Origin of the sequence: Rhodococcus sp. UNC23MFCrub1.1 (genome assembly GCF_000686025.1) — a bacterium.
In the GTDB taxonomy this organism is placed as follows: Bacteria; Actinomycetota; Actinomycetes; order Mycobacteriales; family Mycobacteriaceae; genus Rhodococcoides.
On record NZ_JMLQ01000002.1, the window covers coordinates 206,322 to 228,897 of the forward strand.

The following is a 22,576-nucleotide window of genomic DNA, read 5'->3' on the forward strand; positions in this document are numbered from 1 at the left end:
GCCGGACCGGCGGGCGGGACGACGCGACCAGCGCCGTCCCGCCCGCGGTCAGGCCCGAGTCGTGTCGACGTCCGGGTCCAGCAGATCGAGTGCGTGTCGGACGACGTCCATGTAGTGCTCGATGTCCGGCAGGGACCGTGCGTTCGCTGCGACGGACAGGGAGATCGACGTGCCGACCGACCGCGCCGAGTGCGTGAGATGCACCCCGCGCACGGCGGGAAGAACTCCGTAGCAGCCGACCACCGGCGCGCCGAGCAGCGCGAGTGGCCCGCGTCCGTAGCTGACGTTGCTGAGCATCGTGGTCACCGGCGCGGTCGCGGGATCGGTCGACGGCGCCCGCGTGAGGGCACCGATCACGGGGACCACGACGGAGGGCAACGCACCGAGAGGGTGTGGTGGGCCCGTGCGCTCGGTGGAGCGAGCCACCGATTCCTTCGCCGCCACCAGCGACTCGTGGATTCTGCGGAGGCGTTCCGCCGGATCCGGCACGTCGGTGTGCAGGTCGACCATCATCGGCGTGAGTTGGTTCGCGGTGGTCGCGTCGGTGAGCGAGCGTGTGCTCATCGGCATCGAGATCGAGAGACTGCCCGCGGGCAACTCGCCTCGTTCCTCGAGATAGGTCGAGAGGGCGAGCGAGATGATCGCGGTCAGCATGTCGTTGACCGTCGTGCCCGGGTACGCGGACTTGACGCGCCGGATGCGGTCGAGGTCGAACCAGGCCAGGTCCCACGACATGTCCGGTTCCTTGTCACCGTTGAACCGTGTCGCGGGCACTGCGGTCGGCGCGGTCGACGACGCCGGTGGGGTCCCGGCACGAGACCGCGTCGACCAGCGGACCGCCACCGCGGCGAGGCGCACCAGGTCGGCCGGAACGCGAGAGAGTGCCCGCACTCGACCGGGAACCGGAACCTCTGCGGTCTCCGGTCGCGGCTCTGCCGGAGTGGGGGACAACATTCGGGAGATGAGGTCGGAGGCACTCACACCGTCGATCGCGCTGTGGTGGAACTTGGCGATCATCACCGTGCCGCCATCGGGGACCCCGTCGACGCCGTGCAGGTCCACCAGGAAGTGCAGTTGCCACGCCGGCCCGGTGGTGAAGTCGAAGAACTCACGGGAGAGTTCGACCGTCCGGCGGCGCACGATCTCGACGTCGCCGTCCTGCTGGTGCGTCACGGTGACGTGCGAGTCGACGTCCGCGTCGGGGTCGTCCACCCAGAAGGGGTAGTGGATGTCGCCGGGGTAACGGTGGAGCCGCTGCCGGAAGATCGGGTCGAGGTGCACGATCGAGCGGGCGTAGGCCACCGCATCGGCGTGCGTGCGTAGTCCGGTACCGGGGCCCGCGGCGACGTCGACCACGAAGGCGTGGATGAGGATCGCCGACGTGTGCGGCGACTCGAGATAGAGGTTGAGGGCGTCACGGGACGTCATCGGTCGCCCTCGGGTGGGGGTGGAGCGTCGTGTGGTTCGCCGGAATCGGCTCACGGGATCTCCTGTGCATGTCACGTCGGGTGGTGCCGCTTCCACGGTAGACAGCGGTGTCTCCGTCCAGGTGGTTCGTGCCTGATCCCGACAAGGTTCGGTCTGCTTTGTGTACTCTCCCGAATCGTGACGAATCAGTGATCGCGTCTCGCTTTCGCCGACCGACTCGGGTCGTACGTCGTCGGCGGACCGTGCAGCGAACTCGATGGTCGGACCCGGTTGCCTTGTCGGGGTTTTGGGACTGTGAAACACTGAATAACCGGATCGAGGACCAGCAGTCGAGGGTGGCGCGGACCGGGTTGCGATCCTCATCGACGACGCAGAGTGCGGTCGTCCCCGGATTCGGAGGTCCAGATCGGTGCAGTCGTTCGACACCGCGCGCGTAGCGAACCGAAGCGTCGGTATCGCCGAGGCGACGGACGCGGAGGACGACGGCGCCCGTGAGGACGGCCCAGCGCCCGTGCTCGACGCGGTTCCCCTGACCGCGGCTCAGCGCGGAATCTGGTTCGCTCAGCAGCTCGCCGGCTCCGTGCCGGTGTCGATAGCCCACTACGTCGACCTGCGTGGACCGGTCGACGCGGCGGCTCTCGAGGCGGCGATGATCTCGGTCGGCCGGCAGTTCGGGTCCGGGTTCGTGCGCATCGTCGAAGAGGACGGAGTGCCGGCCCAGGTGGTCGACCTGTCCATCACCGACACGGTGCGTTTCCTCGATCTGCGCGAGGATGCGACTCCCGTCGAGACGGCGATCGAGTGGATGCGCGCCGAGTGCGCCGCGCCTCTCGACATGACCTCCGACCGGCTGGTCGTCACCTACCTGATCAGGGTCGAGGACGAGCGCTACCTCTGGTACTGCCGGATCCACCACATCGTGTTGGACGGCTTCGGTGCGATGACCATGATCCGCCAGGTCGCGGCGCACTACACCGCGCTCGTCGAGGGCCGCGAGCCGACGCCGACGCGGGCGGGCGACCTCCGCACGGTCTACGACGACGACGTCGCCTACCGCGAGTCGACGCGATTCGAGAACGATCGCCGCCACTGGGCCGAGAAGTTCGAGACGCTCCCCACCGGAGTCTCGTTCGTCGACAGCACCGCACCGGTCTCGGTGCCGTGCCGGGCGGCGTCGGGACGCACTCCCGTCGAGGTCGCGGAATCTCTCGCGAAGGGTGTCGACTCGCTCGGCACCACCACGGTCACGCTGGCCATCGCCGCGTTCTCGGCGTTCGTCTCCCGCACCACCGGAACCACCGACGTCGTGCTGTCCCTCCCCGTGTCGGGCCGCGCGAGCGCGGTCCTGCGGCGCTCGGGCGGCATGGTCTCCAACGTCGTTCCCCTCGTCGTCCGCGTCGACGCCGCCGCCACCGTGTCCGACGTCATCGACCGCGTGCAGCGCGAACTCACCGGTGCGCTGCGCCGACAGCGGTACCGGCACGAGGACATCCGGCGCGACGCGGGCGAGATGACGAACACGCGCGGCCTCTTCGGTCCCACCGTGAACCTGATGATGTTCGACAACGAGATCGTGCTCGGCGACGTTCGTGGGTCGTACCACGTGCTCACCACCGGCCCGGTCGAGGATCTCTCGATCAACCTGTACCCGGCTCCCGGCGACGGCGACGAGCTGCAGATCGACTTCGAGTCCAACCCGAACCTCTACACCCAGCAGCGCGTCGAGGACCTGCGGTCGCGGTTCCTCGACTACCTCCGGCGCTTCTCGCACAGCGCTGCGGACGGCCGGGTCCTCGACATCGAGGTCCTCTCCCCGCACGAGCGCGCCACCCTGGTGCCCGCGCGGGGAGCATCGAGCGTTCGACCCCGGCGGTTCGTCGACGTCATCGACGACGCCGTCGCAGGGTCGCCCGACGCCATCGCGGTCGAGACGGCGCACGGCGCCCTCACCTACGCGCAGATGGACGCCTCGGCGAACCGCATCGCTCGACTGCTCGTCTCGCGCGGCGCGGGGCCGGAGACCACCGTGGCGATCGCCCTCCCACGGTCGCTGCACTCGATTCTCAGCACGTGGGCCGTGGCGCGAACGGGCGCGGCGTTCCTGCCGATCGACCCGGCGCTGCCCACCGCGCGCATCCTGCACCTCGTCTCCGACTCCGGGGCCGTCCTCGGTATCACCGACACCACCCGCGCGGGCAGCCTCCCCGATGCGCTCGACTGGCTCGCGATCGACGCCGTCGAGACCGACCGCCTGGTGTCGCAGTACTCGCCGGCGCGGGTCACCGACGCGCATCGGCTCTCGCCGATCCAGCTCGAGACTCCGGCCTGGATGATCTACACCTCCGGATCGACCGGTCTCCCGAAGGGCGTCGTCGTCGGCAACGGCGGTGTCGCGAACCTGACGCGGGACATCGCTCTGCGTCTGGACGTCGAGTCGTCCTCCCGTGTCCTGGCCCTGGCCTCGCCCAGCTTCGACTCGTCGTTGTTCGAGATGCTCTCCGCCCTGAGCCGGTCGGCGACGCTGGTGGTGTCGCCGGCGGACGTCTTCGGCGGCGAGGAACTCGCGCGCTACCTGTCGGAGAAGGCGGTCACCCACGTGACCATCACCCCCGCCGCGCTGGCCTCGGTCGATCCGGACGGGCTCGATCACGTGCAGCACGTCGTCACCGCAGGCGAGGCCTGCCCACCCGATCTCGTGGCGCGGTGGGGTACCGGCCGACGCATGTACAACGCGTACGGACCCACCGAGATCACCATGATCAGCCACATGTCCCGGCCGCTGGATCCGGCCGCGCCGATCACCGTCGGCCGCCTGGTGCGCGGAGCATCGTGCCTCGTTCTCGATCCGTGGCTCCGGCCCGTGCCCGAGGGCGTCGTCGGCGAGTTGTATCTGTCGGGACCGTCCGTCGCGCGGGGCTACGTCCACGCACCCGGCGTCACGTCGGGGCGCTTCGTCGCGTCGCCGTACGAGCCGGGCGCACGGATGTACCGCACGGGCGATCTGGTGCGCTGGTCGGCCGACACCGAGATCGCGTACGTCGGCCGAGCCGACTTCCAGATCAAGATCCGCGGGATGCGCGTCGAACTCGGCGAGGTCGACGCGGTGCTGTCGATGCACGAGAGCGTCCGCGCGTCCGTGACCATCGCGCACCGACCGTCGTCCGGCTCCCTCGCGCTCGCGTCCTACGTCGTCCTGCAGGACGGCCGCACCGTCGACAGCGACGAGATCCACCGCTTCGCCGTGCAGAGTCTGCCGTCGCACATGGTGCCGTCGTCGGTGATGGTGCTCGACGCGCTCCCCATCACCGTCCAGGGCAAGATCGACCGGCGGAGTCTGCCCGAACCGGTCGTCGAGGTGCACGAGTTCCGGGCGCCGTCCATGCCTGTCGAGGAGATCGTCGCGTCGGTGTTCGGCGAGCTGCTCGGCGTCGACCGGGTCGGTCGCGACGACGACTTCTTCGCCCTCGGCGGGAACTCCCTGATCGCCACTCGCGCGGTCGCGCGGCTCGGCAAGGCTCTGGACACCACGGTGACCGTGCGGACGCTGTTCGAGGCGCCGTCGGTGGCGGCCCTGGCGGCGCGGGTGCAGTTCGAGTCCGGAGTCCCGCCGCGGCCACCCCTGGTCCGCCGCACGGCCGCCGACTCGGACGCTCTCGAGGACGCGCCGCCGTTGTCGTACGCGCAGCGCCGCATGTGGTTCCTCAACCGATTCGATCCGACGTCGGCCGCCTACAACATCCCGTTCGCCGTCCGGTTGGTCGGCGATCTCGACGTGCCGGCGCTGCAGGTGGCGATGCTCGACGTCATCGATCGGCACGAGTCGCTCCGCACGATGTATCCGGACACCCCGAACGGCCCCGTGCAGCTCGCACTGACGGCGGAGTCGATCGTTCCCGACCTCACCCCGGTCGACGTCCACGAGAACGCGCTGCCGTCCGCGGTGGCCGCGCTCGCCGGTCGTGCGTTCGACGTGACGGAGGAGGTCCCCGTCGCGGCGACCCTGTTCCGGACCGAGTACGACACGCACGTGCTCGCCGTCGTCGTCCACCACATCTCCGCGGACGGCGCCTCGATGGCTCCGCTCGCCCGCGATCTCATGGCGGCCTACAGCGCCCGGGTGTCGTGGTTCGCACCGACCTGGGCGCCGCTTCCCGTCCAGTACGCCGACTTCTCGGTGTGGCAGCGCGACGCCCTGGGCGACGAGAACGATCCCGAGTCGGTCATCGCGCAGCAGGAGCGGTACTGGCTCACCGCGCTCGCCGACCTGCCGGACGAGCTGCCCTTCCCGGTCGACCGGTCGCGGCCCACCGAGCCGACGTATGCCGGTGCGTCGCACACCTTCTCGATCGAACCGGAGCTTCACGCGGCGCTCGTCGACGTGGCGCGCGCCCACAGCTCCACGCTGTTCATGGTCGTGCACTCGATCCTCGCGATCGTGCTCGCACGCCACTCGGGCACGGACGACGTGACGGTGGGGACACCGGTCGCCGGTCGCGGCGACGCCGCCGTCGACGACATGATCGGCATGTTCGTCAACACCCTCGCGCTGCGTACCCGCGTCGACGTCGGCGCCGGATACCGCGACCTGCTGGCCCACATCCGCGAGCAGGACCTCGGTGCCTTCGCCCACGCCGACGTCCCGTTCGAGCGGCTCGTGGAGGTCATCGATCCGCCGCGCTCACGTGCGCGGCACCCCATCTTCCAAGTGCTCCTGTCGTTCCAGAATCTCGGCCAGGCGCACTTCGAGCTGACCGACCTGCGCCTCGAGACTGTCGAGTTCGATCTGGGCGTGGCCAAGTTCGACCTGCAGTTCACCCTGGTGGACTCCCTGACACCGCTGGGAGCTCCGGACGGTCTCGCCGCGACCATCGCGTACGCGACGGACCTGTTCGACCGGGAGACCATCGGGTCCCTCGCGGAACGTTTCGTGGCCGTCGCCCGCGCGGTGGCCGCTGATCCCGATGTCGTCCTCGACGAGATCGACCTGCTCGGCGGAGTGGAACGCGAGCGCGTCACGGCGCCCGTGTTGCCGGAGGGGACCACGGAAGCGGTCTCGCTGACCTCGCGATTCCGTCGGCGCGCAGCCGAGAACCCCGATGCGACGGCACTCGTCGACGCCGCGGGTTCGCACACGTACGGAGACTTTGCGGCGCGCGTGAATCGCGTCGCCCGATCCCTGGTCGAGCGTGGCGTCGGCCCGGAGGTCGCCGTCGTCGTCGCTCTCCCGCGCTCGGTCGACGCACTCGTCGCGGTGTACGCCGTGCTCGAGGCCGGTGGCGCGTACGTCCCCGTGGATCCGGAGCAGCCTGCGGCCCGTATCGATCAGATCGTCGCCGCCACCGCGGCGCGCTGCGTTGTCGTGGCCGAGCCCGACGCACTCCCGGTGGCGGGCGAGAGAGCCGTGTCGTTGGCGACACTCGACGATCCGTCCGTCTCGTCCGCTCCGCTGACCGACACCGACCGGACGGGCTCCGTGCGCGCCGGCACCACCGCCTACGTCATCTTCACGTCCGGCTCGACGGGTGTGCCGAAGGGTGTGTCCGTCCCGCACGGTGCCGTCACGCACCAGGTGGACTGGTTCGCGCGCACCTATGCGCTGACCGAGAACGACGTGGTGCTCGCCAAGACCCCGATGACCTTCGACGTCTCGGTGTGGGAGATGTTCGCGACACTGGCGGTCGGGGGCACCCTCGCCGTCGCCGATGCCGACGGTCACCGTGACCCCGAGTACCTGATGCGGGCCATCTCGCGGTACGGCGTGACGGCCGTGTCGTTCGTCCCGTCGATGTTCGCCGTCTTCACCGAGGCCGCTGACGACTACGCCTGCCGCTCACTGCGTCTGGTGTTCCTGGCAGGCGAGGCCCTCGGTCGCGCCGCGGTGGACACGTTCCGCGAGAAGTGCGACATCGACGTGCACAACCTGTACGGCCCCACCGAGTTCGCGGTTCACGCGACGGCACATCCGGTCGGGCGGGGCGAACCGCCGTCCGTGCCGATCGGGATCCCGGTCGACGGCACCGCCGCGCTCGTGCTCGACGGTCGCTTCCGGCCCGTGCCGGACGGTGTCGTGGGCGAGCTGTATCTGTGCGGCGTCCAGGCGGCGCGGGGGTATCACGGGCGTCCGGACCTGACGGCGGACCGGTTCGTCGCACTGCCCGGCCACGACGGTGCGCGCATGTACCGCACCGGTGACCTGGCCCGGTGGAACCACCACGGCCATCTCGAGTTCGCGGGGCGCGTCGACCACCAGGTCAAGCTGCGTGGACTGCGCATCGAACTCGGCGAGGTGGAGGCGGCGGTCTCCGCGTCGTCGCGCGTCGCCCGCTCGGTCGCCATCGTCCGCGACGACACGCTCGTCGCCTACGTCGTGCCCGCGCCGGGAGCGACGGTCGACACCGACCTGCTCCGAGCGGACGCGGCGCGCATCCTGCCGGCGTACATGGTGCCGGTCGTGGTCGTCCTGGACGCGCTGCCCGTCAGCGCGAGCGGCAAGCTCGATCGCTCGGCGCTGCCCGACCCGGTGGTGGACGTGCAGCGATACCGCGCACCGCGTACGCAGGAGCAACGCGTCGTGGCCGAGGTCCTCGCGGAACTCCTGGGCGTGGAGCGCGTCGGGCTCAATGACAACTTCTTCGCTCTCGGCGGGAACTCGCTGGTGGCGACCCGCGTCGCGGCCCGCATCGGAGACGAGCTGGGTGTGCGGGTGCCGTTGCGCGCCGTCTTCGACGCGGCCACGGTGGCAGACCTCGCGGACAGCCTCGACACCGTCGTCACCACCAGCCGACACCTGACGTCGACTCCCCGCCCCGAGGTCGTTCCTCTCGCTCCGGCACAGCAACGGCTCTGGCTCGCCAACCGTGTCGATCCGACGGCGGCGACCTACAACCTGCCGATGGGCCTGCGGCTCACGGGACCACTCGATGTGGATGCCCTGCGCGTCGCGGTCGACGACGTCGTCGCCCGACACGAGACGCTGCGCACCGTCTACCCCGACGTCGACGGTCACGGGCGTCAGTCCGTGCTCGCACCGGTGGGCCGGCCGCTGACCCCGATCCCGGTGACGGAGGCCGAGCTCGCGGCGCGTGTGGTGGCGGTGGCGACCACGCCGTTCGACGTGACGACGCAGGTGCCGCTGCGCGTCGAGTTGTTCCGCCTCGGCGACGAGGAGCACGTGCTCGTCGTGGTCGTGCACCACATCGCGGCCGACGGCTTCTCGATCGCGCCCCTCACCGTCGACGTCGTGACGGCATTCGCGTCGCGCACGGCGGGCGTGCTGCCGGCGTGGACGCCGCTCGAGGTCCAGTACGCGGACTACGCCCTGTGGCACCGCACGCTGCTGGGCGACCCGGCAGATCCCGAGTCGGTCTCGGCACGTCAGCTCGCCTACTGGCGCGAGACCCTGGCAGGGCTCCCTGGTGAGCTGTCCTTGCCGCAGGACCGTCCGCGTCCTCCGGCACCGTCCGGTGTGGGTGCCTCCGTGCGCTTCGAGATCCCGGCGCAGACGTACGAGCTGGTCCGCGATCTGGCGCGGGAGCGGCGCGCGACTCCGTTCATGGTGGTGCACGCGGCGCTGTCCGTCGCCCTGTCGCGCATCAGCGGGTCGACCGACATCTGCGTCGGCACCGCGGTGGCGGGTCGAGGCAGCGCCGAACTCGATCCTCTGGTCGGCATGCTCGTGAACACCCTGGTGCTGCGCCTGGCGGTCGACGAGGACGCGTCCGTCGTCGATCTCGTCGACGATGCGCGGGGTGTCGCCCTCTCGGCGTTCGCCCACGCGGACGTGCCGTTCGACACCGTGGTCGACACGGTGGCGCCTGCGCGGTCGTCGTCGCTGTTCCGCGTGGCTCTGGCGTACCAGAACACCGAGCGTTCGGAGATCGATCTCGCGGGTCTGCACGTCGAGCAGTTGCAGAACCCGTTCGATCCCGCCCAGTTCGATCTCACGCTGACCATCGAGGACTCGCCTCACCGCGAGCACTCGGACCCGGTGACCGGCATCGTCACCTATGCCACCGATCTGTTCGACGAGGCCACGGCGGCCACCTTCGCCACCGTCTTCTCGTCCGCGCTCGACGCGGTGGTGGCGGATCCGGGCGGTGCCGTCTCCTCGATCGCCCTGGCCTCGGGCCCGTCGACCGACGCCGACAAGCCGGTGGCCGCGGCCGTGCAGACGAGTCGGCCGCAGCCCGTCGACCTGCCCTCGATGATCACCGCGTCCGTCGAGGCGGATCCGGGAGCTCCCGCGTACGCACGGGGCGAGTTCGAGATCAGCTGGGCCGAGATGGACGCCCGGTCCAATCGCATCGCCCGGGTCCTGCTGGCCGAGGGGGGTGGCCCCGGCCGACCGGTGACCCCGCTGGTCGAGGCACCCGAGGACAGGATCGCGGCGACCTGGGCCGCGGCGAAGATCGGCGCGACGCTGACGGACGCGGACACCGCGATCCGGGTGACGTCCGACGACCGTTTCACGCAGGGCCCGGTCGGACCGCTGTCCGCCGCGGACGGCATCGTGTCCGCCGGTCCCGGCGATCCACTCGTCGCCCTGGGCGATGCCACGCTGACGCACGCAGCGCTCGCCTCGTGCATCACCGCGGACAGTCTTCAGGTGACGTACGAATCGCGGGTGGCGGTGGCCGCCGGGGCGCCGCTGGACCTCGAGGTGCTCGCCGTGGTGGTCGCTGCCGCGGCCGGAGCGACGACCGTGAGTCTCGACGCCTCCGACGATCTCGCCGACGCGCTCGCCGACGAGTGGGTCACCCATGTCGTGCTGTCCGAGTCCCAACTCGCGTCGCTCGACACGCAGGGACTGGACGACCTCGAGGTCATCGTCGTGAGCGATGCCGATCAGGCACCCGCGACGCCGCCGCTGGACGTCACGGTGCTCACCGGGACGGCGCTGCGAGGCTAGTCGGTGTCGACGCTCGCGGGGGCCGCTGCGCGCGGCGCGGCGACGTCGTCGAGCGTGGCCGCCGCGAGCGCGTCCACGGCGTCCCGGATCATCGCGCAGTAGCGGTCCGGCTCCGCCATCATGGTCGACTCGACCGTCACGGTGAGTGCCAGACGGTCGCCGAGCGAGGTGATGTGGTGGATGAGTCCCATGCCGTCGACCGTGGGCATCGGCATGAACGCGGCCACCGCGCGGGCGCCCAGGAACCACAGGTCGTCGCTTCCGTGCGGCATGTTCGACACCACGGTGGTGGACGGCACTGTCGGACGGTCGTGAGGAGCCAGGGTGGACAGGGCGCCGATCGCCCGCAGGAGGAGGGGCGGGGCGACGTCGAAAGGGCTGACCTCGTGCCGAGACGTCAGATCCTGCACCCGCCTCTTGGCGTCGGCAGCCGAAGCGTGCACAGCGCGGAGGCGCAGGAGCGGGTCGACGACCGTGGTGTGCAGGTCGACGTCCGCGAACGTGGTCTGATTCGCCGCTGCGGTGTCGTGGGTCGCGTGGATGTCGAGCGGCATGGTCGTGCTCAAGGTGGCCGCAGGGTGTTCCCCTGCCTCGTCGAGGAACCGGGTGAGTGCCAGGGAGACCGCCGTGAGCAGCACGTCGTTCACGGTGATTCCAGGAACGGCTCGCGAGATCGTCCGGACGTGTGCGAGGTCCAGCCAGACGATCCGGACGCGGTGGTCGAGTGCGATCCGGGCGTTGAAGCGGGTCGCGGGCCGCGGTGGCCGCGGTGTCTCGGGGGCAGCCCGGCGCACGGCCGCCATCGTCCGGACGAACATCGCCGTCCGGCGGGGCATCGTGGCGGCGTCCTTCCACAGCGGCGGAATCGGGCCCGGAACCGCGGTTCCGCGGCGCTCCGCGACACGTCCGTCGTGCGAGAGGTCGGGAGACGCGAACAGGGCTCGGACCACGGCCACCAGCCCCAACCCGTCCATCGACGCGTGATGGACCTTGATCACCACCGCGGTCGCGCCCTCCGGAAGGTGCGGCACGCCGTGGATGCCCGTCAGGACGTGCAGTTCCCACCCCGACGACGCCAGCGTCATCGGAGTGGCCATGACCCGAGCGATGTGGCGCTCGACGGGGTCCCATCCCGGTCGATCGATCGAAGTGACGACGACGTGGTCGTCGAGGTCCACGTCGCCGGTCACCCAGAACGGGTCACCGAGATCGCCGGCGCGCCGTCGGAGCCGCCGGCGGAACACGGGGGAGACGTCGAGACGTCCACGCATCCACGCGCACACCGTGGCGTGGGTCGGGGATGCTCCCATCGTGCCGGCGGCGTCGAACACCATCACGTCGACGAGGTTGGCGATCACCCGCTCGCTCTCGGCGAGGACGTTGATCGCGTCCCGGGGTGATACTCGAACGCCGATGAAGGGCTGTCGGAATCGTGTCACGGCGTCGGTCCTCGCGTTCGGCCACTGCGCCGACCAGCATCCGCGGGCCGCGCCTACAGCGACTACATTGCCGGAACCGAGCGTTCTGTTACGCCCTTTTCGGGCCGATCGGGCGGCCATTGTGACCGGCCGGTCGCGGCAGCGTCAGAACGTCTCGGCGGCGCGACGGTACCCACGCACCGCAGGCCCCACGAACACCAGGAACAACCCGAACGACCAGGCCAGCGACTGCAACAGCGGGGAGGTGACCGGGCCACCGAGTGTGAGGCCCTTCATCGAATCGACCGCACAGGAGATGGGGTTGTGCTCGACGAACGGTTGCAACCACGTCGGATAGGCCCGCGTCGGGACGAAACCGGAATTGAAGAACATGAGAATGGTGAACACCATTCCGACGGCCTCGACCAGAGGGAAGGTGGTGGTCACGATCGCGGCCGAGGTGACGAACACCGCGAACCCGAGGCCGAACGCCAGCGGCACGAGCATCGCCAGCACGCCCGGAACGGGCCCCTGCTCGAACCGGAAGCCGAGCGTGAACCCGACGACGACGATGAGCAACGTCGTGGTGACGATGCGGGCGGTCTCGGCCAGGAGTCGACCCACCAGACCCGCGGCGCGGTGCACCGGCAGGGTCTGGAAGCGGGACACCAGACCGGCCGCACGCTCTCGGCGCAGACCCACCGCGCTCGCGAGCGACCCGGACATGGCGGCGACCATGGCGATCAGCGGGACGGTGCCGAAGATGCTGTTCTCTCCGGTGGCCGCCGACACGGAGTTGCCGAGCACCGTGCGGAGCATGAGAAGGAAGACCACCGGGTACACGACGGCCTGGATGATGGTGAGCGGATCGCGAGCCCAGCGACGGAGCAGGCGGCCACAGTGCAGCACGCTCTGCGACGCCAGCCCGGCGAGGCTGCGTTCGCCCACGAGGCGTTCCGGTTCGGGGAGCGCGCGCAGATCGAAGCGGGGTTCGGACGCGGTGTCGGTCATGATCGCCTCGTGCTGGCCCAGACCGCGAGCGGTACGAGGACCACGATGAGGCCCACCGCCCAGGCGATCGCCGGCCACAGTGTCGCGGAGTTGACGCCCCCTTCGGCCATGTCACGCATGGCCTTCGAGAAGAGGGAGATGGGCTGGTTGCGGACGAACGGACGGATCCATTCGGGGAAGCCTGTCTCGGGAACGAAGCCCGACGACAACATGCCGAGGATCAGCTGGGGCAGGGTCAGTGCCTGGCTGGTGGCCTCGGGGGACCGGGACAACGATCCGATCGCGTCGCCGCCCGTGGTCAGCGCCGCGCCGACGAGGAGTGCGAACAGCATGAAGATGACGGCGTCGTCGAGTCCTGCCTGGAATCGGAACCCGATGAGGGAGCCGTAGACCAGCGCGGCTATCAGGGAGAGACTCGCGTGCACCAGGTTGGCCGTCGCTCTCGACAGCAGCGGTACCCACGGGGTGACCGGCATCGTCTGCAGACGGGTGGTCATACCCGACTGACCCTCGATGGCAGCACGCTGCGCTGCGGAGATGGCAGTGAACGCCATGGCCTGCAGGCAGATGATCGGCATGAGGAACTGGGCGTAGTCCAGGCCCTGGAACTGCATGACGAGCCGGAGCGGCAGGTAGAAGCCGACCGTGTAGACGGCCGGGGCGACCACGGCGACCACGAGGCTGCCGGACCTGGCCATCGATCCCAGGGACCGTCCGGACAGGCTCGCCCACTGCTTGAACGCCGTGGGTTCCGGTGCTCGGTGCGAGGCACGTCCTGCGTCTCGGGTGGCCGTCACGAGGGTGCGCCCGAGCCGATGGCGGGTTCGGCCGGAGCCGCATCACCCTGCGACTGACCGGTGAGGCTCAGGAACACGTCGTCGAGGGACGGCCGGCGCAGACCGATGTCGGACAGTTCGATGCCCGCGGCGTCGAGCCTCTTCAGCGCCTCGGCCAGCGTGCCGGGGCCGTCCGGTGCGGGAATGATGATGCTGTCGCCCTGCAGGTCGGCGGCGCTGAAGGTGGGCGGAAGCAGACCGGCGAGAGCATCTGCGGCGCGGCGCAGTTCGGTGGGATCCAGCGGGCTGATGTGGCAGTAGTTGCCGCCCGTCATCGACTTCAACTCGTCGGCCGTGCCCTGCGCGATGACCCGACCGCGATCGATGACGATGATGCTGTCGCTGAGAACGTCGGCTTCCTCGAGGTACTGCGTGGTCAGCAGCGTCGTGATGCCCTGGTCTCGCAGCGACGACACGAGTGACCACACCGCCTTGCGGCTGCGCGGGTCGAGTCCTGTGGTCGGCTCGTCGAGGAACACGACCTTCGGACGCACCACGAGACCGCACGCGATGTCGATGCGTCGACGCATACCGCCGGAGTAGCCGCGGACCTGTCGATCCCCGGCCTCGATCAGGTCGAAGTCGTTGAGAAGGTTCTCCGCGCGCACACGGGCCGACTTCTTCGTCAGTCCCATGAGACGACCGAAGAGGACGAGGTTCTCCCGGCCGGTCAGGGCGTCGTCGAGAGCGGCGTACTGACCCGTCATGAGGATGGAACGCCGGACGGCCGCAGGATCCTGCGCCACGTCGTGGCCTGACACCACCGCACGTCCGCGATCCGGTCGGACCAGCGTCGCGAGCACCTTCACGGTGGTGGTCTTCCCGGCGCCGTTGGGCCCGAGAACTCCGAGGATGGAGCCGGTGGGAACGCTGAAATCGATGCCGCGCAGTGCGTCAACCGTTCCGAAGGACTTGTGAACGTCCTCTACGAGTACGGCTGTGTCGTCTGATGGCATTGGTCTCCACTGTCGTCGGGTGCGGTGTCGTCAGTGCTCGTCGCTCGAGAGCGATCATGCCCGACCGAGTCGGTCGCGGAGCGACGTGTCGAGCGTGCGGCACTGTCGAAGTCATCCCGCGAACCCCGACCGATGTTACTTCTTCCACGTGGGAGCCGTGGTGGTGGACCGAGTCCGACCACGTCCGAGGACGCGGCCGAACCCGTTTCGACTGTGTGGTGGCAGGTGAGTCAGGAGGCGACGTTCGCGCGCTCCCGTGCGTGGCGAGAGAGTGATCCCAGGCGAGAGAACTGGGCGGCGGCGGAGTGCTCCAGGCCTCGCAGCCCGTCCTCCACGTGGTGCAGAACGGTGGCGAGGTCGAGTGCGGGCACCGAGGAGGAGAGCGTCACCACGGTGGCTGCGCCGACACGGCACACGGTGGCGGTGACGGAACGCGCGTCCTCCGCGATGTGCGGTCCGAAGGACAGAAGGTCGGGCGTGTCGACCCCGGACGGCGGGACCGGCATGTCCGCGACGAGCAGAGCGGTGACGGGTGACGTCCCGGCCGGAACCGCGCGCCGCACGGCGGTGGAGACGACCGTCGACACCACGTCCGCGATCGTGGTCTGACCGAGTCCCGCGGAGATCTGCTCGAGTCGGACGGTGGGGAACTGCGCGACGAGTGAACGGGCGTCACCCAGTGGTGCCGGGTACGCCGGCGCGTCGGCACCGTCGAACGGTCGGTACGCGTGGCGTGCCACGGGACCACCCGGACGAGCGGGACGGCCGGGAGCGAGGACGGTCTCGACGATGCGGGTGATCGTGCGCGACTCGACGGGCTCGACTGCGGAGCGGAACACGGCGACTGCCGATCCGCTCGGCACCGCATCGAAGCCCGACACCTCGGTGAAGACGTCGAGGCACCACGGTGCGTCGGTCGACGGGTGCGCGGCGTCGAGAAGCGCGACGACGGTGCCGGCCGCGACGCCCGGCGCGTGGACGGTCACCCGGGCGTGCTCGTCGGTTCCGAGCAGACCTGCCTCCGCGGCGAGGTCGGTCAGGTGCCTCGACATGCGATCCGGCGTGGAGCTCTCGGATCCCGGACGCACGACGAACACGTGACGGCGGAGAGACGTGGGTGCATGCGTCCAGACGCCGACGGATGCGCGAGGGGTGTCCGTCGTGGTGACGGGAGTGCGGCTGTGTCGGGGCGCCATGGCGTGTCCTTCGGTGTGCGGGTTCGGGCTGCGGAACGAGTGAGAGGACGTCACGGCGAGACCGTGATCGTCGTGGGGGTGACGGCGGCCTGCGCCGCCGGAGGATCGGCGTCGCGCGGAGCGACCGCCGCCTCCAGACGGTCGAATGCGGTGTGGATGTGGCGTATGTATCGAGCGGTGTCCGGCATCGCGTCGTCCACGGACGTGACCGACACGAACATCGACGCGCCGAAGGTCGCGACGGCGTGCGCCAGAGCCACTCCGGTGACGGTGGGGAGGGGCCCGAAGACGCCCACCATGGGTGATCCGGCGATCGTGACTCCGCCCACGCCGTACGGCACGTTGGTGATCATCGTGTTGGTGGCGACCCGTGCCGGTGCGGCCGGTGACCTCATGGTCTTGCCCAGCAACGCCATCAGCGGCGCCGGCATCACGGTGAGCGGATGCGCCGGCAGCCGGGTGGCGACAGCGGTGGCGTGGTCCTTGGCCCGCGACGCCGACGCGTGCACGGCCCGCAGGCGCACCACCGGGTCGATCACATCGGTGTGCAGCGACAACGTCGCGACCGCGATCCGGTTGGCGTTGGTGCTCTCCCCCATGGCGCGCGTGCTCACCGGGATGGTGGTGCCCAACGAGTCGGTGGGCAGCTCACCGTCCTCCGCGAGATACGCGGACAGCGCGAGCGAGACGACCGTGACCATGACGTCGTTGAGAGTGACGCCTCCGGCCCTGTTCTTCAGTGCGCGGACACGGCTCATCTCGAAGAACGTCATGTCGAAGACCATCGACGGGCGTACTCGACGGTTGAAGCGCGTGGCGGGGAAGGATTCGTGCGCTGCGGTGCCGGAGTCGGACGAGGCCTTCAGTGCGCGGGCCGCCGTTCGCCGCCGCAGCGCCGCTCCCGTGAGGGTCACGATGTCGCGCGGAAGTGCGCGTGCCGCTCGGACGGGACCCGGGACGTCCACCGCAGTGTCCGGGTCCACGCGCGGTGTCGGGTTCGGGCCGAAGACGCGGTTCACCAGTTCGACGGACCCCATGCCGTCGATCGCGCTGTGGTGGCTCCGGAAGATCACCACGGTGGCGCCCTCGGCCACCCCGTCGATGCCGGTGACGTCGAGGACGAAGTGGAACTGCCACGGCGGGCGTTCACGCGGCAGCCGTGTGGTCGTGAAGTCGGTGATCATCGACACGAGCAGGTCGCGGCTCTGTCCCGCCGGCGGCGTGTGCACGTACACGTGCTCGGTGACGTCGACCTCGGTCGGTACCCAGTGAGGGAACGCCAGGTTCGCGGGGACCGACACCAGCCGCCGGGTGAAGAGCGGGTCGAGCGCGAGGATGCCGCGCCCGAACTCGGCGGCATCGGCGACGGAGCGCACGGACGCGCCGTCGGCCAGGACGTAGCAGTGCACCACGGCGGCGGACGTCAGCGGCGACTCGAAGAAGAAATTGAGGGCGTCGCGTGCGTGCATGGCGGTACCACGTTCGGCCGTGCCCCGACGTGCCATGGTCATGTTCCGGCCCTTCAGCGATGTGATGAAGGGGAAAGCTACTCCGACCGAACGTTCTGTACAAGCTTTATGCCCGTTTTTACGCTGTAACAAAACTGTAGGCATGCTAAGCAACGGTGGCGACGGACGCGCGCTCGCTGGTGTCGGTCGCGACCGCGAGCGTGTCCAGCGCCGAGGCGAGCAGTGCCGTGTAGTGGTCGACGTCCGGCATCAGGGCGCGGTGGGACACCGCGGTCAGGCACATCCGACCGCCGGCCGACACGACGACGTGCGCGAGTTGGACCCCCTCCACCACGGGGAGGGGTGCGAACACGCCCGTCACGGGCGCGCCCGCCAGCTCCATCCGGTCGTTGCCGTAGGCGATGTTGGAGATCAACGTGTTCGTGCCGGTCGTCGTGGGGGCAGCGGGGCGGCGGGGCATCAGTCGAGCGATCGCCGCCAGGAGTGGGGCCGGTGCCGAGTTCATGGGATGGGAGGGGAGGCTGCGGAGCCGCGTCGCGAGGTCGGACTTGCGGTCGCGTGCTGCCGCGGAGACCGCGCGCAGACGGTCGACCGGATCTGCGACGTCCGTGAACAGATCGACCACGGCGATCGCGAGCTGGTTCGCGGTCTCGCCCGTCGTGTCGACGGTGCGCACGTTGACGGGGAACGACGCCCCGAGGCTCGTGGCCGGGAGCTCGCCGCCCAGGTAGTCCGACAGCGCGATCGACACCACTGTCATGACGACGTCGTTCACGGTCGCGCCAGGCACGGCGGATTTGATCGCGCGAACACGATCGAGGTCGAACCACGCCATTCCGAACGTCATGTCCGGAGCGAGATTTCGATTGAAACGCGTGGCCGGGTAGTGATGGGCGGTGGGTCGCTGTGCAGGGTCGAGCTGCCGGACCGCACGCCACCGGCGGACACCGCGGCCGGCGAAACCGGCGAACTCGCGGGGAAGCGAACGAAGAGCAGCGAACGGGGTCGGCACGATGATGCTCTCGCGGTCGAAGACGTCGTTGCGGTGCGCCGAGACGTCCGCGGACGGCGGGGCCAGCATCCGGTGTACGAGCGACGTGGTGCCCATCCCGTCGATGGCGCTGTGGTGCACCTTGAGGAGGAGCACACTGCCGCCCTCGGGAACGCCCGGTACTCCGCGCAGACCTGTCACGAGGTGGATCTGCCACGCGGGGACGTCGAAGTCGAACGGCGTGCTCGAGGCGTCCATCACTCGTCGACGCAGGAAGTGGTCCGGATGCTCGTCGGCCGCGGAAGCATCGTGGACGAACACGTGCGCGCGGACGTCGACGTCGCACTCGACCCACACGGGAAAGGCGAGGTCGGCGATCGTCGTCCGCAGGCGACGCCGGAACAGAGGGTGGAGGTCGAGCACGCTTCGCGCGAAGCGCTCGACGTCCGCAAGCGTGCGGAGCGATCCGTCCGAGCGGGCGGCGTCCACGACGATGCCGTGCACGATGGTGCCCGGCGTGCGCTCGCTCTCGAAGTAGTAGTTCAGCGCGTCCCGCGGTGCCATCGGCTCACCCACCGCGGAGGTATGTCGTCGTGTCGCCATCGGAAGTACCGCCTTCGTCTCGGTCGGGGCCGGAACGCTGTCACCGGGCCGCAGCCTCGTTCGGCCGCCTGTACCCGATGATCGCCCTGTTTCAGGCCCGTGTTACCGGAATGACGAATCTTCTTGCTCGTGCATGGCCGCACGCCCGTCTGTGACGTCGCCTAGAGTGCGAGGCGATGGGGCGCATGACACTGCTGTGACGGCAGTGCACTGTCGCCGGGAGTGCAGTGCGAGAGGGATACGACGATGACGTGGACACGACGGCCGATCACCGCTCTGGTCGCCGCTGCGGTGGTCGGTGCGCTCATGACGGCCACCCCCACCGTCGCCCGAGCCGACGACGCACCGATCGCCGCGGTCGAGACCGGCTCGGGTGCGCGGGTGGAGAGCGTGGAGTTCGTCGGCGGTCAGCAGTACCTCGTCACCGTGTACTCGCCGTCGATGGATCGGTCGGTTCCGCTGCAGGTGTTCCGGCCCGCCGACACCTCGGCCCCGCGCCCCACGTACTACCTGCTCAACGGGGCGAGTGGCGGCGAGGATCCGTCGAGCAACTGGCCAGATCAGGCCGATGTGTCCACCTTCTTCGCGGACAAGAACGTCAACGTGGTCGTGCCCAAGGCCGGCGCCTTCAGCTATTACACCGACTGGGTCGCGGACGACCCGGAGCTCGGCCGCAACAAGTGGGAGACCTTCCTGCTGGACGAGCTGCCCCCTCTCATGAACCGCTCGCTCGGAACGACGGGTACCCAGGCCGTCGGCGGCATCTCGATGGCGGCGAGCGCGGTCCTGATGTTGGCCGCCGATCGACCCGGCTTCTACTCGTCGGTCGCGTCCTTCAGCGGCTGTGCCGGCACGTCGGACGACCTGGGCCGCGCCTTCGTCAAGCTCGTGGTCGAGGCGCGCGGCGGGGGCGACACGGAGAACATGTGGGGACCCGACGACGGTCCGGAGTGGGCGGCCAACGACGCGTTGCTCAACGCGGACAAGCTGCGCGGCACTCCTCTCTACGTCACCACGGGAAGTGGGCTGCCCGGCTTCGACGAGACTCTCCAGAGTGCCCGCATCGCAGGGGACGTCCCCGCACTGATCAACCGGGTCGTCGTGGGCGGCGGCATCGAGTCGATCACCAACACGTGCACGCGGACGTTCGCGGAGCGACTGGCGCAACTCGGCATTCCGGCCACGGTGAAGTTCCGAGACAACGGAACGCATTCCTGGGCCTACTGGCAGGAGGACCTGCACGAATCCTGGCCCATGGTGGCGGCGTCCCTCGGAGTCTGATTCTCCGGCTGTGCGCCACGGCCGCGAGCGTGTCGAACTTTGCGGCGCGTCCCCTTATTGTCGACGGTGGAAAGGGGGTCGCCGATCATGACATTGCAGGGGACGGTCACCAGTCTCGTCATTCCTGTCCTCGACGAGGAGGACTACATCGCAGCGTGTCTCGATCACGTGTTGCCGCAGATCGACGAGTTGTCCGAGGTCATCGTCGTGGACAACGGGTCGATGGACGACACGGTGCAGATCGTGAAGGAGTACGCGGCGCGCGAGCCGAAGATTCGTCTCGTGCACGAACCGCGAAAAGGATTGTTCTTCTCCCGTAATACGGGTTTCCGGGAAGCGACATCGGACATCATCGGGCGTATCGACGCGGACACCCGAATCGGCGCCGGATGGGTGTCCGCCGTGAAGCAGACATTCCGGGACGCGGATTCCGATCTCAATCTCGGTGGTATCACGGGATTGAGCGCGCCCTACGACTCACCGTTCACCAGGTCGAAGAAATGGCTCGTCGACGCGCTCGTCCGGGCGAAGGTTCTGGGCAACGGCATGAAGATCGACAACATGCACGGCGCCAACATGGCGGTGCGGCTGGAGGCCTGGGACGCGGTCCAGGACAAGCTGACGTCCCGTTCCGACGTGCACGAGGACATCGACTTCGCGCTGTGTCTCATCGAGGCCGGCTACTCCATCGTCCAGCCCACCGAGATGTGGGCCGACATCTCGCCGCGGCGCGCGTTGACACCGCCGCTGCAGTACACGTCGTTCGTCAAGGCCGGCATCACCAGTTTCGAGATCCACGGTCGCTCCAACTGGTCGTTGCGGTGGCTCGTCGCACCGGTCACCTGGCTCTCGCATGCGGTGTTCTGGTTCCCGTACCGCGCCTACGACCCTGTTCGCCGGTCCTTCTCGCCGAGACGTCTGCTCACCGAGCGCACCTTCCGGCCGGCAGCGCTGTCGGAAGCACCTCCCGGGAGCTGACCGACAGCAGAGCACCGGAAGTCACCGCGGGCAGGCCGGAGGCCGGTCGGAAGTCACCGCAGGCAGGCCGGAGGCCGGTCGGAAGTCACCGCGGGCAGGCCGGAGGCCGGTCGGATGTCACCGCGGGCTGACCCACACGGTGATGTCGGCGTGGACGACCTCGGTGCCGCCGGCGTCGCGCAGGCTGACCGGGATGACGAGTTCCACGCCGCTGGTCACCGATTCCCAGTCCGGCCGATCGTCGAGCAGCGCGGTGGCGGTGAGCCCGGATCTGCCGGGGGCCAGGTACTGGACGTTCATGCCCTTGGGGATCCACCGGTGGGTCGTGGGGATCGTCGCCTCGGCGAGCATCCCCATCGCCACCTCGGCCAGATTGCAGGCCGCGATGGCGTGGAAGGTGCCCAGGTGGTTGTGCACTCCGAACCACGTGGGCCCGGAGACCACGCACCGCCCGGGGGCGAGCTCCCGTACGCGGGGGAGGACCGTGGCGAAGAAGGGCACGCGGACACACATTCCCGCGGAGAACGCCAGGGAGCGGGTGATCCCGCCGGGGAGTCGCTGCCAGAGCGCGTACGTGCTGGTGACCGTTGCCATGGCTGCACCTTACTCGGCGGTAAGTTGGTCGGGCGCGGTAAATCCGCGCGCTGACCGGTCGTCCGCGCTGGTTGCACCACGTGCGGATGGGTACCACCTGCGCGGATCGCTGCGATCGACCGTGCGTTCCGGCCGCGGTACCGCCTCGATTTGAACTCGACCCCCGGCGTGGGTAATACTGTTCGGGTTGCCTTGACCGAGGTGATCTCTGTTGTGCGTGTTGCGACGTGATCTCGCGGTCGAGGTATGCGACGAGAACGACATGCAGTGATTGCGCCGGCACGATGGGCGCATCCGGTCCGCGTTCTCCCGCCGGTCGAGTTCGGGCCGAGGGAGAAATCATGTGCGGGAATGCGACACGCCCGACCGCGTGGACCGGAGAACCATGACAGATGAACAGCGGCAACGGATTCCTCCTGGCTACGCGTGTGCGTGGATGCGAGAGTCCGCCACGTTCGTCCTCATGGATGCGCCTCGCGCTCGGCTTCATGCCGGCGTCGGGTCAGCACACTGCCGGGTTCTCCGGATCGACATCCGGAGACGAGAGACCTGACCAACGGTTAACCAGGGCAAGGAAGAGGACATAAGCGTGGCGGGACAAAAGATCCGCATCAGGCTCAAGGCCTACGACCACGAGGCGATCGACGCGTCCGCGCGCAAGATCGTCGAGACCGTGACCCGCACCGGGGCACGCGTGGTCGGACCTGTGCCGTTGCCCACCGAGAAGAACGTGTACTGCGTCATCCGTTCGCCGCACAAGTACAAGGACTCTCGCGAGCACTTCGAGATGCGCACGCACAAGCGACTCATCGACATTCTCGACCCGACGCCGAAGACGGTCGACGCGCTCATGCGCATCGACCTGCCGGCAAGCGTCGACGTCAACATTCAGTGAGCGCGGAGACAA

At 69.2% G+C, this 22,576-nt stretch carries 13 protein-coding genes; 4 read left to right on the top strand and 9 right to left on the bottom strand.

Annotation, left to right across the window (positions count from 1 at the left end):
- Nucleotides 1–48 precede the first annotated feature (48 nt).
- Nucleotides 49–1,428 carry a wax ester/triacylglycerol synthase domain-containing protein gene (locus BR07_RS0105920; protein ID WP_027504637.1) on the bottom strand — a complete coding sequence of 460 codons (1,380 nt, stop codon included), beginning with the start codon at nt 1,426–1,428 and terminating at the stop codon, nt 49–51.
- 409 nt (nt 1,429–1,837) lie between these two features.
- On the opposite strand from BR07_RS0105920, the gene BR07_RS23525 reads away from it, so the two are divergent.
- A complete protein-coding gene (locus tag BR07_RS23525; RefSeq protein WP_051613101.1) occupies nt 1,838–10,336 on the top strand; it encodes a non-ribosomal peptide synthetase in 8,499 nt (2,832 codons plus the stop codon).
- Here BR07_RS23525 and BR07_RS0105930 read toward each other — a convergent pair.
- From BR07_RS0105930 to BR07_RS0105960, 7 genes are all read right to left on the bottom strand, one after another.
- Nucleotides 10,333–11,775, bottom strand: a complete 1,443-nt coding sequence (locus BR07_RS0105930) for a wax ester/triacylglycerol synthase domain-containing protein (RefSeq protein WP_027504638.1) — start codon at nt 11,773–11,775, stop codon at nt 10,333–10,335. The two genes, BR07_RS23525 and BR07_RS0105930, sit on opposite strands and share 4 nt — an antisense overlap.
- 144 nt (nt 11,776–11,919) lie before the next feature.
- The gene (locus tag BR07_RS0105935) at nt 11,920–12,765 is read right to left on the bottom strand and encodes an ABC transporter permease (RefSeq protein WP_027504639.1); all 846 of its coding nucleotides are present in this window, start codon (nt 12,763–12,765) and stop codon (nt 11,920–11,922) included.
- On the bottom strand, nt 12,762–13,562 hold the full coding sequence (locus BR07_RS23530) for an ABC transporter permease (RefSeq protein WP_037184733.1): 801 nt from the start codon (nt 13,560–13,562) through the stop codon (nt 12,762–12,764). Before BR07_RS23530 ends, BR07_RS0105935 begins: the two co-directional genes overlap by 4 nt.
- Nucleotides 13,559–14,557 carry a daunorubicin resistance protein DrrA family ABC transporter ATP-binding protein gene (locus tag BR07_RS0105945; protein ID WP_027504640.1) on the bottom strand — a complete coding sequence of 333 codons (999 nt, stop codon included), beginning with the start codon at nt 14,555–14,557 and terminating at the stop codon, nt 13,559–13,561. Before BR07_RS0105945 ends, BR07_RS23530 begins: the two co-directional genes overlap by 4 nt.
- A 230-nt stretch (nt 14,558–14,787) precedes the next feature.
- A complete protein-coding gene (locus tag BR07_RS0105950) occupies nt 14,788–15,753 on the bottom strand; it encodes a hypothetical protein (RefSeq protein WP_155956945.1) in 966 nt (321 codons plus the stop codon).
- A gap of 50 nt (nt 15,754–15,803) precedes the next feature.
- Nucleotides 15,804–17,264 (bottom strand): wax ester/triacylglycerol synthase domain-containing protein, encoded by a 1,461-nt coding sequence (locus BR07_RS0105955; RefSeq protein WP_037184736.1) that lies wholly within the window; start codon nt 17,262–17,264, stop codon nt 15,804–15,806.
- A gap of 103 nt (nt 17,265–17,367) precedes the next feature.
- Entirely contained in the window at nt 17,368–18,816 is a 1,449-nt protein-coding gene (locus BR07_RS0105960) for a wax ester/triacylglycerol synthase domain-containing protein (protein WP_081821133.1), read from the bottom strand.
- Between the two features lie 246 nt (nt 18,817–19,062).
- Between BR07_RS0105960 and BR07_RS0105965 the strand changes: the two genes are divergently transcribed.
- Nucleotides 19,063–20,097: an alpha/beta hydrolase gene (locus tag BR07_RS0105965; RefSeq protein ID WP_027504644.1), complete on the top strand. Its 1,035-nt coding sequence runs from the start codon at nt 19,063–19,065 to the stop codon at nt 20,095–20,097.
- An 87-nt stretch (nt 20,098–20,184) separates the two neighbouring features.
- On the top strand, nt 20,185–21,075 hold the full coding sequence (locus BR07_RS23535) for a glycosyltransferase (RefSeq protein WP_051613102.1): 891 nt from the start codon (nt 20,185–20,187) through the stop codon (nt 21,073–21,075).
- Between the two features lie 117 nt (nt 21,076–21,192).
- Here the strand turns inward: BR07_RS23535 and BR07_RS0105975 are convergent, their stop codons facing one another.
- Complete coding sequence (locus BR07_RS0105975; RefSeq protein WP_027504645.1) at nt 21,193–21,669, bottom strand: hotdog fold domain-containing protein; 477 nt, start codon at nt 21,667–21,669, stop codon at nt 21,193–21,195.
- Nucleotides 21,670–22,258: 589 nt separating this feature from the next.
- Here BR07_RS0105975 and rpsJ point away from each other — a divergent pair.
- A complete protein-coding gene (gene rpsJ / locus BR07_RS0105980; protein WP_003938093.1) occupies nt 22,259–22,564 on the top strand; it encodes a 30S ribosomal protein S10 in 306 nt (101 codons plus the stop codon).
- Nucleotides 22,565–22,576: the final 12 nt, after the last annotated feature.

Coding starts and splice junctions, on each gene's coding strand:
- BR07_RS0105960 (WP_081821133.1), bottom strand. CDS start 18,816: ATGGCGACACGACGACATACCTCCGCGGTGGGTGAGCCGATGGCACCG.
- BR07_RS0105975 (WP_027504645.1), bottom strand. CDS start 21,669: ATGGCAACGGTCACCAGCACGTACGCGCTCTGGCAGCGACTCCCCGGC.
- BR07_RS0105920 (WP_027504637.1), bottom strand. CDS start 1,428: ATGACGTCCCGTGACGCCCTCAACCTCTATCTCGAGTCGCCGCACACG.
- BR07_RS23535 (WP_051613102.1), top strand. CDS start 20,185: ATGACATTGCAGGGGACGGTCACCAGTCTCGTCATTCCTGTCCTCGAC.
- BR07_RS0105955 (WP_037184736.1), bottom strand. CDS start 17,264: ATGACCATGGCACGTCGGGGCACGGCCGAACGTGGTACCGCCATGCAC.
- BR07_RS0105935 (WP_027504639.1), bottom strand. CDS start 12,765: ATGACCGACACCGCGTCCGAACCCCGCTTCGATCTGCGCGCGCTCCCC.
- BR07_RS0105950 (WP_155956945.1), bottom strand. CDS start 15,753: ATGGCGCCCCGACACAGCCGCACTCCCGTCACCACGACGGACACCCCT.
- BR07_RS0105965 (WP_027504644.1), top strand. CDS start 19,063: ATGACGTGGACACGACGGCCGATCACCGCTCTGGTCGCCGCTGCGGTG.
- BR07_RS0105945 (WP_027504640.1), bottom strand. CDS start 14,557: ATGCCATCAGACGACACAGCCGTACTCGTAGAGGACGTTCACAAGTCC.